Genomic DNA, 15,835 nt, shown 5'->3' with positions numbered 1-15,835 from the left:
GCCAACTTCAGGGGCCGCGCACCCCGGTTGGCGACAGGGCGCGCGGCTAGCGTTCGGTCTCGGCGATCTGGTGCATGGCACGTTCTCCTTGGTGTATCTGGTGAAAACAATGGGATGGGTAGAGTCGACCGTTGGCCGACTGCCAGGGCAGGAATCAGTCGACCAACGGTCGACTCTACCGATGCCGCAAGGCCCCAAACGAAAAGAGCGCCCCGAAGGGCGCTCTGTGGATGGTCCATCGATGGCCGTATCAACGGCCCCGTGGCACTCCAGGCAGACACGCCCGTTCCGCGCTAGCGCGGGTCAGGGTGAAAAACTTCAGGAGCGGCATCCGGTTCATGGGGCGCATTCTAGACCTGTCATTCTGGCGCGCAAGTGAATATTGCGCGTACCGATGGAACGATGAAGCTTGCCGAGGCTGTTACTCGCAGCCGTTGATCCGCCGCGCCTCGCCCACCGTCGCGGCATGGTCGCCGGTCACCGACACCCAATCCTTCAGCGAGTAATCGGCATCCACCTCGCCACGCTTGGGCGTGTCGTGGATCGTGATTTCCGTCCAGCTGCCCACCGCACCCAGCTCGGCCAGGCGCGCCGCCTGGTCCTCATCGGTGCTGAAGGTGTCGCCCGGCTTGGACGGCTTGGCGTTGTTCACCGTTGCGGTCTTCAGCGCCCGCACACGCAGTGCGCCATTGGGCATGCGCTGGCTGATCACATCGTAGCGTTCAATACCGTAGGCCCAGCTGCGTTCGGCCTGGCGACGCACTTCGCGGCCATCATCGGCCACTTCAATCGAGCCATCCACCAGCCCGCCAACCGCGGCAATGCCGCCGTAGCCGGCCATCATGGCCTGGTAGCCGACCATCTGCCGCTTCTCCAGCGGCAGCTCGCTGGCTGCAGGCTTCATGCCCGGCAGCTTGAGGTACGCCGACTTCTTGCAGAGCAGCAGCACGCGCTGGTCCGCCCAGGCCATCATCATCGCGCCACCTGCGTAGTAGTGCGTGGTGAACAGGTCAGCGGCGGCACCCGGGCCTTGTGCATGACGCGTTTCGATCGACGTGGCCTGGTCGGCCGCCTTTTCGATCGACACCGTACGGGTGGATGCAGCGTGGGCGGAACACACCGCTGCAACCATGGAAACCAGCAGTGCGGTGCGCGGGAAGTGATGCTTCATGGGGGTCAGTCCGTTGAAAAAAACGAACCGCCAATGATACGTCGCCGTGCAGTGCGACGCTTTACTGCATCAGGTCACCACCACCAGTGGCACGCCGCGACGCGGGTGTTCAAGCACCACGACATCCTGCTGGTACACGCGCTGCAGGTTTGCTTCCGTCAGCACCTGCAGCGGCGTGCCATCGGCCGCCACCCTGCCCTGCTCCAGCAGCACGATGCGATCAGCATAGCCAGCCGCCAGATTGAGGTCGTGCAGCACGACGATCACGCACGCGCCCGCTTCGGCGCATGCGCGCACGCTGCGCAACGTGCGCTCCTGGTGGCGCAGATCGAGCGCGGCCGTCGGCTCATCCAGCAGCAGCAGTGGCGTGTCCTGTGCCAGCACGCGCGCGAACGTGGTGCGCGCCGATTCGCCACCGGACAGCTGCTGCACCTCGCGCAGGCGCAATGCTTGCAACTCGGCGGCGTCGATGGCCGCCTCCACCCGCGCATCGTCCGCTGCGGGGTCCGGCGGATGCGGCAGGCGCCCCATTGCCACCACTTCTTCAACGCTGAAGGCGAAACGCACGCCGTGCTCCTGCGGCATCACCGCGCGCTCGCGTGCCAAGGGACCGGCCTTGTAGCTGCGCAAGGGTGCGCCGTGGAGCTGCACCTCGCCCACGTCCGGGCGCAGGTCGCCCGCGGCCACGGCCAGCAGGGTCGACTTGCCGGCGCCATTGGGGCCGACCAGCGCCGTCACCGTACCCGGCGCGAACGCCAGGGTGATGCCATGCAGGATCTCGCGCTGCTGGCGGCGCACCACCACATCGCGCAACTGCAGGAAATCGCTCATGGCGTGTCCTTGCGGCGCTGCTGCAGCACCAGCCACAGGAAGAACGGTGCGCCCAGCGCGGCCGAGAACAGGCCCAGCGGAATCTCCGCCGGCGGATCCAGCGTGCGCGCGGCGGTATCGGCAATGACGATCAGCAAGGCGCCCAACACGCCCGACACCGGCAGCAGCCAGCGATAGCCAGGGCCAACCAGCAGGCGCGCCACGTGCGGCACCACCAGGCCCACGAAACTGATCGAGCCGGCAAACGCCACCGCCGCACCCACCAGCAGCGCGCTGAACGCCACCAGCCTGCGCCGCGTGGCCGCAACATCCAGGCCCAGGTGCTGGGCCTGACGCTCACCCAGCGCCAGCATGTCCAGCGGCGTCGCCAGCCGCAGCAGCGCGAACACGCCAATGGCGAACAGTGGCAACACCGCCGCCACATCTGACCAGTTGGCCTGCGCCAGCGAGCCCATCTGCCAGAACACCAGCGACTGCAGCTCGCTCTCGCTGGCGATGTAGGTGAGAAAGCCGATCAGCGCCGAGCAGAACGCGGCCATCGCTATGCCCACCAGCAACAACGTCGCATTGCCGCTGCCCTTCCCCGGCCGCGCCAACGCATACGTCAGGCCGATGGCCAGCGCGCCACCGGCGAAGGCAGCCACCGGCACCAGCCAGCCCGCCGCGCCTGCCGCCCCCAGGACGATCGCCGCCACGGCGCCCAGCGCCGCGCCCTGGCTGACGCCGACGATGCCGGGGTCGGCCAGCGGATTGCCGAACAATCCCTGCAGGCTCGCACCGGCCATCGCCAACGCCGCCCCCACCATGGCCCCCAGCAGGGCGCGCGGAATGCGCAGCTGCCACACCACGGCGAGGTCGCGGCGACTGACCGCCTGCGGATCGACCAGGCCCAGCTTCACCCCCAGGGCCTGCAGAACATCCAGAGGCGGCAGGCGCAGCGGCCCCATCGCGAACGACGCCAGCACCGCGCCCAGCAGGGCCAGCAGTGCCACCAGCAGCATCACCCGCCCGCGACGACGGCGCCGATCAGCCGGACTCATGCCGGCGGAAGCGCCGCCAGGGCCTTGGCCAGGGCCAGCGCCCCGGCACCGGTGCCGACGCTGGTGTACTTCAACTGCACATCCGGCATCACCCAGACCCGGTTGGCCGCGCCGGCCGGGGTCTGCTTCAGGGTCGGATAGGCCTTCCACAGGCCCTCGGCGCCGCCAAACTGCTGCAGATCATGCTCGGTCACCAGGATCACCTCCGGTGCGGCGGCGATGACGCCCTCGTTGCTCAGCTGCGAGTAGTTCTTGACGCCTGCCTCGCTGCCGATGTTGACGCCGCCTGCCAGCGCGATCATCTCGGCCGAGGCGCTGTCTGCGCCCGCCACGGTCGGTGCGCCGCCACCGCCGGTGGCCGACACATGGATCACGCGCGGCGCGTGCGCCAGGCCCTTGCCCAGCGTCGCCGCCTCATCCAGCTGGCGCTGCACCTGGGTGGCCAGGGTCTGCCCGGCATCGGCCAGGCCGACGGCCGCGGCCACCTTGCGCACTTTGTCCGGCGCCGGCTGCAGGTCATCGATGACCACGGCCGACTCGCCCACTTCGCGCAGCTTGCCGGCCAGCACGGTGTGGCGGCGCAGGCTGTTGCCCAGGAACAGCGAGCCATGCAGGCTCACCACACCCTCCACGCCGGTGGTGCGGTTGAACAGGAACTGGTGCGGCGCGGCCTGGCCAGCCTGCGTGGTGGTATTGGTCGGCGCAGCGAACACCTGCTTGCCCAGGCCGAGCGCCTCCAGCACGGCAATCACATCGTCGCCGCCGGCGATGATGCGGCTGGTGTCCGTCACCTCGGCATCAGCCCCGTCGTCGGAGCGCACCTTGGCCGGCAGCACCGGCACCTGGCCGGTCAGTGCCGGCAGGTCGGTACCCGCCACGCGCTGCCAGCCGGCAGGCAGCTCGGCGGCAGCGGCCTGGGCTTCGGTGGCGGCCGGTGCGGCATCGGTCGCTGCAGGTGGCGCGGGCGTGTCGCCACAGGCGGCGAGCGCCAACGAAACAGCCAACGGAAGCGCACACAGGCGCAGGCGGGAAGCGATGGTCATGCGGAATCTCCTTGCTGGCCGGGCGAAGGCACTGCCCCCGCCCGGCACGTGGGTTACGGCTGGCGCGGGGTGATGCGGGTGATGCGGTCGCCCTTGGCGTCGTCGGCGCCGCGCGACTTGTTCACCGCGAACACGCTGCCCTTGCCATCGGCGCGCACATGGTTGGGGAAGGTGCCGCCATCGAGGTTGCCGACCACCTTGCCAGCGCGATCGACAACAGTGACGGTGCCAGCACCGCGGTTGGTGACATAGGCCAGGCCGCTCTTGTCATCGAAGGCGACGTTCAGCGCACCGGCACCGACCGGCACGTCGTGCACGACCTTGCCACTGGCCACATCGACGATCAGCAGGTTGTCGGTGCCCTGCGAGGCGACGTACAAACGGTTCTGCTGCGCATCGAAGGCCACGCCCGACGCACTGATCGAGTTGCCCAGGTCGATGATCTTGTCGACTTCGCCGCTGGCCACGTCGATCACCGCGGCTTCGGGGGTGCCGATGCTGACGGTGAACAGCTTGCCGGCCTTTTCGTCCAGCACCAGGCTCATCGGGGTGAACTTGCCCTCGTCCACGCCCGATTCCAGGGTGATCGACGGCAGCTCCTTCAGCGTCCTGGCATCGAACACCGACAGGTGGTCTTCGCCGGTGGCCGAGGCAAACACCTTGCCGTGGGTGCCATCGACCACGACGTCGCGCGCGTGCGGCACGGTATCGACCGGGAACTGGTGGACCAGCGACAGATCCTTCTGGCGGTACACCGCGATCGAGTTCTGGCGGGTGTTGGTCACCCAGACGTTGCCGTTGGTGTCATCCACGCCCACGCCGTAGACCGCGTACACCGCGCCGTTGGTGGTGCCGGCCACCTGTGCCGGGGTGATCGCCTTGGTCACCTTCAGCGTCTTCGGGTCCAGCTTCAGCAGCTGCGACTGGGTAACCGGCGGACGGCCGACGGCCGAGGTGACGAACACGGCATTGCTGGCCGCGCTGTAGGCCGACTGGTACAGGCCCGGCACCAGCTTGTTGGACTGGGTGGCGAACTGCTGCTGGCCCGACAGCGGCAGCTGCGGCGAGACGCGCAGCTTCAGCACCGTGGCGGCCGACGGCTGGCTGGCACGCACCACCACAGGATGGGTACCCGGAACGGCGTCGGCCGGAATGGCAAGCTGGGTCTTGAAGTTGCCATCGGCATCGACCACCAGCGGCTGCGCGTTGAGCACGCTGTCACCGCGCACCAGGCTGACCTGCTGGCCCGGCACGAAGCCGCGGCCGATGACCTCGGCGGTGCTGCCCGGCACGACATTCTCGCCGCGCGAAATCACCGTGCCGTTGAAGGTGGCACTGGCGGGCTGGTCGAACACCGGCTGGGCGGTGGCGGTGACCGCCAGCAGCAGGCCGGCGGCCAGGGAGGTCAGGCGGAGGGACGGACGAAACGACATGGAAGGCTCCTTGCACACGTAGGCCGCGCCACGTGGCGCGGGATTCATCGGTTGCCTGGGCCGCTGCACATCGGCAGTCACGCCTGGGTAGTGGGGGTGCACGGCCAGGCCGTGCGGAAGATCACTCTGCAGCGTTGGCGGGCGCCGGCGCCTTGCCGTCATCCACGCTGCGGTCGGTCACGCCGTACAGCTCATGCAGGGCGGCGTGGAACGAGGCCGGCAGCATCGGGCCATGGCCGAGGCCGGGGAATTCGCGGTACTGCACGCTCAGGCCGGGCACCTTGGCCAGGCGCGAGGACAGCTGCATGGCCGCATCCGGGGTGGCGCCGCCGATGCGACGCAGGTGCGCAACCACGCGCGGGTTGGTCATGTCGCGCTTGCCGCGATCACCAACCCGTTCCGCACCGCCCAGCATCAGCCAGACCTTGGCAGACTGGCCATGCACGTTCTGCACGAACTGCTGCTCGGGGTCGCCGAGGGCGGCGCCCTGGCTCCACCACAGCGACGGGCTGGCCGACAGGTAGCGCTGGAATGCAGCCGGGCGCGTGTACAGCGCATTGAGCACGAACAGGCCACCCAGCGAGTGGCCCCACAGCGATTGCTGGTGGGTGTCGATGTTGGCGCGACGCTCCACTTCCGGCTTGATGCGGCGCTCGATCAGGTCAAGGAACAGATCCGCACCGCCACCGACAGCCTGGGTCGTGCCACCCTCGTCATCGGCGCGGTCAATCCAGGCGGTGTAGTCGCGGGTGCGCGCCGGCGAGTCGATGCGCAGCTCGTTGTCGTAGCCGATCAGCACCAGCACCGGCGGCGCCTTGCTCGCGGCCAGCTCGGCCAGCAGCGGCTGGTCCAGCACCATGGCCACGGCGTTGCCATCCAGGGCATACAGCACCGGCGACGGCGTCTTCGAGGCCTTGGCCGGGATCGCCACGTTCACCCGCCAGCGGCGCTGCTGGTCGGGGCTGCTGATCACGAAACGCTCAAAACGGTAGCTGGACGCAGGCTCGTCCAGCACGGTGCGGCCCATCAGCTGCTGCGGATTGCGCTGCTGCGCGTGGGCGTAGGGAGCAACCATCAAGACCCCCATCATCAGGGCGGCCAGACAGCCGAAGGAACGTGCGGAAAACATCATGGGTGACGGATGCGGCGGACGCGGCCGCCTCTTCATCAAGGGACCGCAGTCTACCTTAAACGCGAATGATTATCACATCGATCAAACGTCACACTGTGTATCGCGCGCGCGAACCCGGGGCCGCGCGCCAGTGGTAGCGCCGGGCCATGCCCGGCGAATGCGGCGCGCCAAGGACTCAGCCGAATTCCGGCGGTACCGGGCCGTAGCGATTTTCCTCAGGCGTGCCCGGCAACAGCGCGAACACCAGGATGACCAGGCCACCACCGGGCACCAGGGCCAACAGGTACAGCCAACCCGACTGGTTGCAGTCGTGCAGGCGGCGCACGGTCACGGCGATCAGCGGCAGCAGCGTGGCAAGCCACACCAGGCCCAGCAGGCCCATGAAACCCATGACGATCGCGGCCAGCGCGTCCTCATTGCCGCGCATGATGATGGCCAGCACGCCCCCCAGCAGCGAGATCGCCACGGCGACCAGCATCAGGAACAACTGGAACATCCAGTACTCGCGGCGATTGGCGCGGCCCTCGAACTGGGCATAGCGCTTCAACGGCAGAATCAACTGATCCACGGCATCAATCCTTGATGGAGAAGCCGCGCAGTGTGCCAAATGCCGGCAGGCGCGACAAATGCGGCGGCCTTTGTAGAGTCGAGCCATGCTCGACTGGGGTGCGAAAGCAGTCGAGCGTGGCTCGACTCTACTGAAGCGGATTCAGCGCAATTTGACCAACTCAGCAACACCACTACGCTGACGGGATGAAGAGCCTTCTGATTGCTTTGGTCCTGACGTCCACGCCGCCCTCCACGGACCCCGGCCATATTGAGCCCGGCTACATCATGGGCAGCCTCAAGAAGAACCCGCCCCCCATGCCTGGCGCACTCAAAGCGATGGGTGCGCAATGGGAGATGGACTACAGAACACTACGCAGCGCGCTGATAAAGGCGGGATGGAACGCATTGCCGCGCGAGTACTCACACTCCACCGTACTGGGTTTCCCCGAGGTCAACTGTGGCCAAGGGTGGCAAGCAGTCTGCTCATCCGGCTTCCGCAAGGACGAGCGGGAGTTGTTTCTGTGGCTTCATCCCACAGGAGCCAAGCTCATACTGATCGGCGCAGAATGACGCAATCGGCACTCTTCGTCATGCACCGCGCAATGAACACCGACTTTTTTTGTGAGTCGAGCATGGCTCGACTCTACAGAAGCGGAGTCAGCGGCCCTTGGCCGCCCGCGCCGCTTCGCGCTCGGCCCGCAGCCGGTCCAGCTTTTCCTTCAGCTTGATCTCCAGCCCGCGCGGCACCGGGTTGTAGTACACGCGTTCGCCCATCGCATCCGGGAAGCCGGTCTGGTCCAGCGCAATGCCACCTTCGGCATCGTGGTCGTACTGGTACTCCGCGCCGTAGCCGAGCTCCTTCATCAGCTTGGTCGGCGCGTTGCGCAGGTGCAGCGGCACCTCTTCGGTGCCACTTTCGCGCACATCCGCCTTGGCCTGGTTGAAGGCGGCATAGCCGGCGTTCGACTTGGCGGTGCTGGCCAGATAGAGCACCAGCTGGGCGAAGGCGAGCTCGCCTTCCGGGCTGCCCAGGCGCTCGTAGATGTCCCACGCTTCCAGCGCCATGCTCTGCGCGCGCGGGTCGGCCAGGCCGATGTCTTCGATGGCCATGCGGGTCAACCGGCGCGCCAGGTAGGACGGATCGCAACCCCCATCGAGCATGCGGGTCAGCCAATACAACGCGGCATCGGGGTTGGAGCTGCGCACGGATTTGTGCAGCGCCGAGATCTGGTCATAGAACTGTTCGCCGCCCTTGTCGAAGCGACGGGTGCGGTCGGCCAGCACCTGGGTCAGGGTCTGCGGGGTGATACGCCCGCCCTCCCCGCCCGCCAGCTCGGCGGCGATCTCCAGCAGGGTCAGCGCACGGCGCACATCGCCATCGGCAGCGGTGGCGATCTCCAGCAGCAGCTCGGGGGCGACCTCGATGTGTTCTTCGCCGAGGCCGCGTTCGCGATCCCCCAGCGCACGCTCAAGCGCCTCCACGATGTCGGTGGGCGAAACGCCTTCCAGCACGTGCACGCGGCAGCGCGACAACAGCGCCGAGTTCAGCTCGAACGACGGATTTTCGGTAGTGGCACCGACGAACAGGATGGTGCCGCGCTCGATGTGCGGCAGGAACGCATCCTGCTGGGCCTTGTTGAAGCGGTGCACTTCGTCAACGAACAGCACGGTGCGCCGGCCTTCGGCGAAACGCTGCGCGGCCTCGGCCAGCACCTGCCGTACTTCCGGCAGGCCGGAGAGCACGGCCGAGATGGCGCGGAACTCGGCGTCGGAATACTCGGCCAGCAGCAGCGCCAGCGTGGTCTTGCCGCAGCCCGGCGGCCCCCACAGGATCATCGAATGCACGCGACCCGATTCGACCGCACGGCGCAGCGCGCTTTCGGGCGCCAGCAGGCGCTTCTGCCCGACCATTTCGTCGAGGGTGCGCGGGCGCATGCGCTCGGCCAGCGGGCGCAGATGTTCCCGATCGACGCTCAGCAGATCGGGGCCGGGGAATGAAGTGGAACGATGTCTTGGCACGCGCGCATTGTACCGCGCTGCCCAACGGTAGCGCCGGGCCCTGCCCGGCGAACCATGTCGGTAGTACCGGCCGCTGGCCGGCAGATCAAAAGCGTGCCAACCAACAGTTGGCACCCACCAGAACGGTGGGTCGGTAGTGCCGGCCGCTGGCCGGCAGATCAAAAGCGTGCCAACCAACGGTTGGCACCCACCAGAGCGGTGGGTCGGTAGTGCCGGCCGCTGGCCGGCAGGTCAAAAGCGTGCCAACCAACGGTTGGCACCCACCAGGTCGGCTACCTTGATCAGTTACCGATGACGTCGGTGCCCTTCGGCGGGGTGAAGCTGAAGGTGCCGGCGGCGAAGCCCGGGTTGCGCTTCCAGCCACTGAAGGTGATGACGGTGCGCTGGCCGACCGCATCGGTGATTTCCATCTTGGCCAGGCCCTGCGCGTTGAAGCCCAGCGCGGCGTACTGGAAGCTGGCTTCGGTGTCGCGCTTCGGCGACAGCGACAGCCACTGCAGGCCGTCACGCTTGGCGGCCTCTTCGCTCAGGTCGTACTGCTGCTCCAGCAGCGCCGGATTGATCAGCGCGGTCAGCGGGCTGTTCTGCTCTTCCTTGCCCTGTTCGCGCACGGTGGCCTGCTCCAGGTCCGGCTCATACATCCAGACCTTCTTGCCGTCAGCCACGATCAGCTGCTCATGCGGGCGCACGTATTCCCAGCGGAACAGGCGCGGCGCCGACAGGGCCACGCGGCCGCTGGTCGATTCCTTCACCTTGCCACGACTGTCGAACACCTGCTGGCTGAACTGGCCATCCAGACCCTTCAGGCCATTGGTGAAGGCCTTCAGGTCATCGCGGGCGCCAGCCCAGGCGCTGCCGGCAGCGGCGCAGGCCACGGCCAGGGTGGTGGTGGCAAGGAAACGACGGAAGCGGATGTTCATGCAGGAATCCTGTGGGCGCATGCGCCAGGAAAGTTGGGAGCCAGTGTGCCCGGATGAAGATGAATGGGCGATCAGGGCGACATTATGCCGCCCCGCGCGTGCATCGGCGATTCAGCCGGCCGCGCCCGGCAATCTGCCGTACAGCACCTGCCCGCGGAACCCGCGGCGCACCTCGCGGTACAGCGCGCGGAAGGCCGGGTAATCCTGCGGCTGGCACAGCGCATCGGCACCCCGCACGGCGTTCTGCTGCAGGCGGTGATGGACGACCACCTCCTGCCCTTGCCGCGTCCAGTCCACCCGGTAATCACCGGCAGCATTGCTGAAATGCTGGCTCTGCGGGATGGCGATGATCGGCACGCTGCCCGGGAACTGCAGGCGGTAGGTCTCTTCGCGTAGGCTGGCGTTGCAGTAGAACGGTGTTTCGTTGGCCGGGGCCGACGCCGTGGCGTACAGCCCGCGCACCGACTCGCCGCCCGGCGGGTCCGGCACGGCCATGCCGCCGGCCACGCTGAAGTCCACGTAGTCTTCGGCCTGGAACGCCATGCGGTAGCCGAACGGATGGGTCAGGTCGACCGGCACGCCCAGCAGCTGCAGCTGGCCGCGCCCATCGAAACCGGAGGCGGCCATGATCGACTCTTCGGCACGTGCCCGGTTCTGCGCGTTGAGCTGGGCGAACTGCGCGCGCATGCCGATTTCGGCGTTGTCGCTCAGCTGCGGCAACGTCTCGCCGCGCAGGTTGCCCTGCGCATCGAAGGTGAAGCGCACGTCCATCGCCGTGGCATTGCGCTGCGGATCGTTGTCCGGCGTGCGCGCCAGGGTGGCGTCACGGGTGCGCAGCACCGGCGCCCCCAGGTCGCCATCGGGCAGCTGGCCGAAGCGCGCCCAGGCACTGGTCGAATCCAGGTACAGATCGAACTCGGGCACATAGGTGATGGCGTGGTTGAAACGGCCCAGCACCGGAATCTTCGGCAGCGTCGGGCCACCCCCGGCACCGATCAGCACCGGCGAACTGGCGATGCCCTTGGCTGCCAGCAGCGCTTCGAGGATCACCACGTGGTCCTTGCAGTCGCCGTAGTGGTTGTCGAGGATGCTCTGCGCGCTGTTCGGCTCCAGCCCGCCGTTGCCCAGGTACACCGCCACGTAGCGGATGTTCTGCGCCACCCAGCGATAGAGCGCGCCGGCCTGCGCCTTGCGGTCGACCAGGCCGGCGGTCACTTCATCGGCCAGCGCCTGGATCTGCGGGGTCACCTGCGCGGCCTGGCCGGCCTTGACCTGGTAGGCGCGCCCGACCTGGGCCCAGTCACGGTACGTGCTGGCCATGATGTTCGGGCCGAATTCCCATACCGCCGCCGCCCAGTTCTGCGCCTGCATCGGTTCGCGGCGCTGGTAGCGCCAGCGCCACTGCGCCTGGCCGTTCTTCACCGTCGGCGTGTCGCTGCCCTGCACGCCCCGGCTGTCCACATGCATGGGCAGGCTGGCCGGCGCGCTCAGGGTCACTTCGGCATCGTCGTACTGGGTGAACACGTTGAAGGTTTCCCACAGGCCGAAGTAGCCGGGGAAATACGGGGTCTGCTGGGTGCGTCGCACCTGGTAGACCAGGCGCGTACCCGGCGCCAGGTTCGGGAACACGATCACCCGCACCTTGCGGTCGGCATACATGGCCGCGGCTGCGCTGGAATAGCTTTCCTGGGTGTAGATGCGGTCGGCCGGCACGTCGCGGCGCTGGCCGTCGGCGGTCAGCGTATAGGCGCTGACCACGTCCAGGGTCTCCATCTTCTCGCTGTAGCTCAGCCGCACCTGGCTGAACTGTTCCACCGCCGCCTTGGTCTTGAGCAGGATCTCGTAGGTTTCGGTCTGCACGTTGCCGGCATCGGGCCGCACCACGTAATCCGCACGGTAGCGGACAAAGCTGAAATTGTTGCTGGCCTCGGCATCACTGCCGACCGACGGCGGCGCGGGTGTCGGCGCCGCGGCCGACGCCCCGGCCAGGGCCGGGCTGGCGGCAAGCAGACAGGCCAGCGCCAGCGCGCAGGGAACGGGTCGGAACATGCGTCGGATCCTTGGACGTCGTAGGCGTGGCAGGGCTTACTTCGGCGGCGGCGGTGCCAACACCGTGCGGTCGCCATTGTGTTCGGGGGCACTGACCACGCCGGCCGCTTCCATGGCCTCGATCAGTCGTGCCGCACGGTTGTAGCCGATCTTCAGGCGGCGCTGCACGCCGGAAATGGACGCGCGGCGGGTCTCGGTAACCACCCGCAGCGCCTCGTCGTACAGCGGATCGGACTCGTCGCCTGCAGCGCTGGTTTCCGGCAGGCCGGTCGCACCGACCACCACGCCATCGCCCATCGTCTGCACTTCGTCCAGCACGCCATCGATGTAATCGGCCGGGCCCATCGCCTTGAGGTGCTCGACCACGCGGTGCACTTCATCGTCGGAGACGAAGGCGCCGTGCACGCGCTCGGGCATGGCCGTGCCGGGCGGCAGGTACAGCATGTCGCCGTGGCCCAGCAGCGTTTCGGCGCCGGACTGGTCCAGGATGGTGCGCGAATCGATCTTCGAGCTGACCTGGAAGGCGATGCGGGTCGGGATGTTGGCCTTGATCAGGCCGGTGATCACATCCACCGACGGGCGCTGGGTCGCCAGGATAAGGTGGATGCCGGCCGCACGCGCCTTCTGCGCGAGGCGGGCGATCAGCTCTTCCACCTTCTTGCCGACGATCATCATCATGTCGGCGAATTCGTCGATGAAGATGACCACGAACGGCAGCGTCTCCAGCGGACGCGGGGCCTCGCCCAGTTCCGGGTTCGGCTTGAACAGCGGGTCCATCAGCGGCTGGCCGGCGTCCTGGGCGTCCTTCACCTTCTTGTTGAAGCCGGCCAGGTTGCGCACGCCCACCGCGCTCATCAGCTTGTAGCGGCGCTCCATCTCAGCCACGCACCAGCGCAGGCCGTTGGCGGCCTCCTTCATGTCGGTGACCACCGGCGCCAGCAGGTGCGGAATGCCCTGGTAGACGCTCAGCTCGAGCATCTTCGGGTCGATCATCAGCATGCGCAGGTCTTTCGGCGAGGCCTTGAACAGCAGGCTGAGCACCATGGCGTTGACCGCCACCGACTTGCCCGAACCGGTCGTACCCGCCACCAGCAGGTGCGGCATGCGTGCCAGGTCCGCCACGGTGGAGCGGCCGGCGATGTCCTTGCCCAGCGCCAGGGTCAGCACGCTGGCCGACTTGTCGTACTCCTTCGAACGCAGCAGTTCGGAGAGGTAGATCATCTCGCGGGTGACGTTCGGGATTTCCAGGCCGATCACCGACTTGCCCGGAATGACGTCGACCACGCGCACCGACTTCACCGACAGGCCGCGGGCGATATCCTTGTCCAGCGAGCTGATCTGGCTGACCTTGATGCCCGGCGCGGGTTCGATCTCGAAGCGGGTGATGACCGGGCCGGGATTGGCACCGACCACCTGCGCGTCGATGCGGAAGTCCTTGAGCTTGAACTCGATCTGCCGCGACAGCGCGTCCAGGGTGTCCTTGTCGTAACCCACCGGCTGCGGCTTGGGATCATCCAGCAGCGCCAGCGGCGGCAGGTCCGAGCCGTCGCCATTGACGCCACGGAACATCGGGATCTGCGTGTCGCGCTTGGCCCGGTCGCTCTTCTCGATCACCGGCTCCGGGCGCGGCTCGATCTTCACCGGCTCACGCTTGGCGCGCACTTCGGCGTCGGCCTTGCGCACTTCCTGGCGCTCCTCACGCATGGCGCGGGTCTGCTGCCATTCGGTGGCCTGCTCCTTCTTGCGTTCCAGCAGCGGCGCCAGCGACATGACGCCACGGCCGATCTTCTCCATCACCGCGAACCACGACAGGCCGGTCGCCAGGGTGATCGAGGCCAGCAGCAGCACCAGCACGAACAGGTTGGCGCCCAGCGCGCCGAAGCCCACCGTGAGCGAATTGCCGACCAGTTTGCCGAGGATGCCGCCCGCACTGGACACGTCGCCACTGAACAGGCGCACATGCAGGAAGCCCGTACCGGCGATCAGGAAGCCGACCAGCCCGACCAGGCGCAGGGCCGGATCGAGATCGTTCTCGCCCTTGCTCTCGCGCTTCAGGCCGAACATGGCGATCCACGCCAGCGCGCCAAGCACTACCGGCAACAGGAACGCGATGTAGCCGAACAGCTGCAGCAGCACGTCGGCGATCCACGCGCCGGCACGGCCGCCCATGTTGTGCACAGGCGCAACCACGCTGCCGGTGTGCGACCAACCCGGGTCACTGGCTGAATAGGTGAAAAGGCTGGCTGCCAGGTACAGCAGCGCCGGCGCAATGGCGATCAGCCCCAGGTCGCGCCACAGGCGCTGACGACGGGGATTGTCGGTTGTGGCCGCTGCCGCCGAGCGACGCGACGCCTTTTTGTCGTCGGACTTGGAGCGTTCGGGCACCTGCTTCGCCACCTTAGACCATACCTTTGGAATGCGCTGTTAGTGTTTGATAATAAACGACACGGCGTCAGTTTTCAGTCACGGGTGACATCAAAGGTGCCGACAGGCGCCAAAACCACCCGTGGGTGACGGCGTTCTGTTCATCGGCTTGAATCACCCCGCCCCAGCCGCCACTCTATGACCTGCCGAGGATGCTGCGCAAACATCGCCAGCGCCTTGTCCCATCTACCTTTTCGCGAGTTTACATGAGCACCAGCCTGCCCTCCCGCCACCAGCGCCTCGTCATCCTCGGTTCCGGCCCGGCCGGTTGGACCGCCGCCGTCTACGCCGCCCGCGCCAACCTGAAGCCGGTCGTCATCACCGGCCTGCAGCAGGGCGGCCAGCTGATGACCACCACCGAGGTGGACAACTGGCCGGGTGATGCCCATGGCCTGATGGGTCCGGATCTGATGGCGCGCATGCAGGCCCACGCCGAGCGCTTCGAGACCGAGGTCATCTTCGACCACATCCATACGGCCGACCTGTCCCAGCGTCCGTTCAAGCTGATCGGCGACAGCCACGAGTACACCTGCGATGCCCTGATCATCTCCACCGGCGCGACGGCCAAGTACCTGGGCATCCCGACCGAAGAGACCTTCAAGGGCCGCGGCGTCTCGGCGTGCGCCACCTGCGACGGCTTCTTCTACCGTGACCAGGACGTGGTCGTGGTCGGCGGCGGCAACACTGCCGTCGAAGAAGCCCTGTACCTGTCCAACATCGCCCGCAAGGTCTACCTGGTCCACCGCCGCGACACCCTGAAGGCGGAAAAGATCATGCAGGACAAGCTGTTCGCCAAGGTGGCCGCCGGCAAGATCGAGACCGTCTGGCACCATCAGGTGGAAGAAGTGCTGGGCAACGACGCCGGCGTCACTGGCGTCCGCGTGAAGTCGACCCTCGACGGCAGCACCCGCGACATCGACGCCCACGGCTTCTTCGTGGCCATCGGCCACCACCCGAACACCCAGCTGTTCGACGGCCAGCTGGCCATGAACAACGGCTACCTGGAAATCCGCTCGGGCCTGGGCGGCAACGCCACCCAGACATCGGTGGAAGGCGTGTTCGCCGCCGGCGACGTGGCCGACCAGCATTACCGCCAGGCGATCACCTCGGCCGGCTTCGGCTGCATGGCCGCACTGGATGCCGAGCGCTACCTGGACGCACAGGGCAAGGCCAGCTGAGGCTTCAACTGCCTTTGCTGTAGCGCCGAGCCATGCTCGACGGAAG

Annotated in this window: 13 protein-coding genes; 2 read left to right on the top strand and 11 right to left on the bottom strand. The window is 67.3% G+C overall.

The genetic code is table 11. The annotated features are described in order from the left end of the window. Nucleotides 1–421: 421 nt before the first annotated feature. The 7 genes from AC3WL7_RS02380 to AC3WL7_RS02350 form a co-directional block, all read right to left on the bottom strand. Nucleotides 422–1,171: a hypothetical protein gene (locus tag AC3WL7_RS02380; RefSeq protein ID WP_492749171.1), complete on the bottom strand. Its 750-nt coding sequence runs from the start codon at nt 1,169–1,171 to the stop codon at nt 422–424. A gap of 69 nt (nt 1,172–1,240) precedes the next feature. Then, entirely contained in the window at nt 1,241–2,002 is a 762-nt protein-coding gene (locus AC3WL7_RS02375) for a heme ABC transporter ATP-binding protein (RefSeq protein WP_108746674.1), read from the bottom strand. Next, nucleotides 1,999–3,042 carry a FecCD family ABC transporter permease gene (locus AC3WL7_RS02370; RefSeq protein ID WP_492749170.1) on the bottom strand — a complete coding sequence of 348 codons (1,044 nt, stop codon included), beginning with the start codon at nt 3,040–3,042 and terminating at the stop codon, nt 1,999–2,001. The genes AC3WL7_RS02375 and AC3WL7_RS02370 overlap by 4 nt, the downstream gene beginning before the upstream one ends. Then, on the bottom strand, nt 3,039–4,085 hold the full coding sequence (locus tag AC3WL7_RS02365; protein WP_492749169.1) for a heme/hemin ABC transporter substrate-binding protein: 1,047 nt from the start codon (nt 4,083–4,085) through the stop codon (nt 3,039–3,041). The genes AC3WL7_RS02370 and AC3WL7_RS02365 overlap by 4 nt, the downstream gene beginning before the upstream one ends. Nucleotides 4,086–4,138: 53 nt before the next feature. Continuing rightward, nucleotides 4,139–5,518, bottom strand: a complete 1,380-nt coding sequence (locus AC3WL7_RS02360; protein ID WP_200732987.1) for a YncE family protein — start codon at nt 5,516–5,518, stop codon at nt 4,139–4,141. A 121-nt stretch (nt 5,519–5,639) separates the two neighbouring features. Then, the gene (locus tag AC3WL7_RS02355; RefSeq protein WP_492749168.1) at nt 5,640–6,650 is read right to left on the bottom strand and encodes an alpha/beta hydrolase; all 1,011 of its coding nucleotides are present in this window, start codon (nt 6,648–6,650) and stop codon (nt 5,640–5,642) included. 175 nt (nt 6,651–6,825) lie between these two features. Then, nucleotides 6,826–7,218: a DUF805 domain-containing protein gene (locus AC3WL7_RS02350; protein WP_295521728.1), complete on the bottom strand. Its 393-nt coding sequence runs from the start codon at nt 7,216–7,218 to the stop codon at nt 6,826–6,828. A 185-nt stretch (nt 7,219–7,403) separates the two neighbouring features. Here AC3WL7_RS02350 and AC3WL7_RS02345 point away from each other — a divergent pair, with 185 nt between their 5' ends. Next, entirely contained in the window at nt 7,404–7,769 is a 366-nt protein-coding gene (locus AC3WL7_RS02345; protein WP_492749167.1) for a hypothetical protein, read from the top strand. 87 nt (nt 7,770–7,856) lie between these two features. Here the strand turns inward: AC3WL7_RS02345 and AC3WL7_RS02340 are convergent, their stop codons facing one another. From AC3WL7_RS02340 to AC3WL7_RS02325, 4 genes are all read right to left on the bottom strand, one after another. Beyond that, nucleotides 7,857–9,134 carry a replication-associated recombination protein A gene (locus AC3WL7_RS02340; protein WP_234458414.1) on the bottom strand — a complete coding sequence of 426 codons (1,278 nt, stop codon included), beginning with the start codon at nt 9,132–9,134 and terminating at the stop codon, nt 7,857–7,859. Nucleotides 9,135–9,499: 365 nt separating this feature from the next. Then, nucleotides 9,500–10,138 (bottom strand): outer membrane lipoprotein periplasmic chaperone LolA, encoded by a 639-nt coding sequence (gene lolA, locus AC3WL7_RS02335; RefSeq protein WP_492749166.1) that lies wholly within the window; start codon nt 10,136–10,138, stop codon nt 9,500–9,502. Between the two features lie 111 nt (nt 10,139–10,249). After that, nucleotides 10,250–12,187 carry a DUF3857 domain-containing protein gene (locus AC3WL7_RS02330; RefSeq protein ID WP_492749165.1) on the bottom strand — a complete coding sequence of 646 codons (1,938 nt, stop codon included), beginning with the start codon at nt 12,185–12,187 and terminating at the stop codon, nt 10,250–10,252. A 36-nt stretch (nt 12,188–12,223) separates the two neighbouring features. Further along, the gene (locus tag AC3WL7_RS02325) at nt 12,224–14,584 is read right to left on the bottom strand and encodes a DNA translocase FtsK (protein WP_079221870.1); all 2,361 of its coding nucleotides are present in this window, start codon (nt 14,582–14,584) and stop codon (nt 12,224–12,226) included. A gap of 233 nt (nt 14,585–14,817) precedes the next feature. Between AC3WL7_RS02325 and trxB the strand changes: the two genes are divergently transcribed. Continuing rightward, nucleotides 14,818–15,789: a thioredoxin-disulfide reductase gene (gene trxB, locus AC3WL7_RS02320; protein WP_079221869.1), complete on the top strand. Its 972-nt coding sequence runs from the start codon at nt 14,818–14,820 to the stop codon at nt 15,787–15,789. The last annotated feature ends 46 nt before the right edge of the window (nt 15,790–15,835 follow it).

It is taken from the genome of Stenotrophomonas sp. FW305-3-2-15-E-LB1 (assembly GCF_058787375.1).
This window is presented reverse-complemented; position numbering and strand designations above follow the sequence as displayed.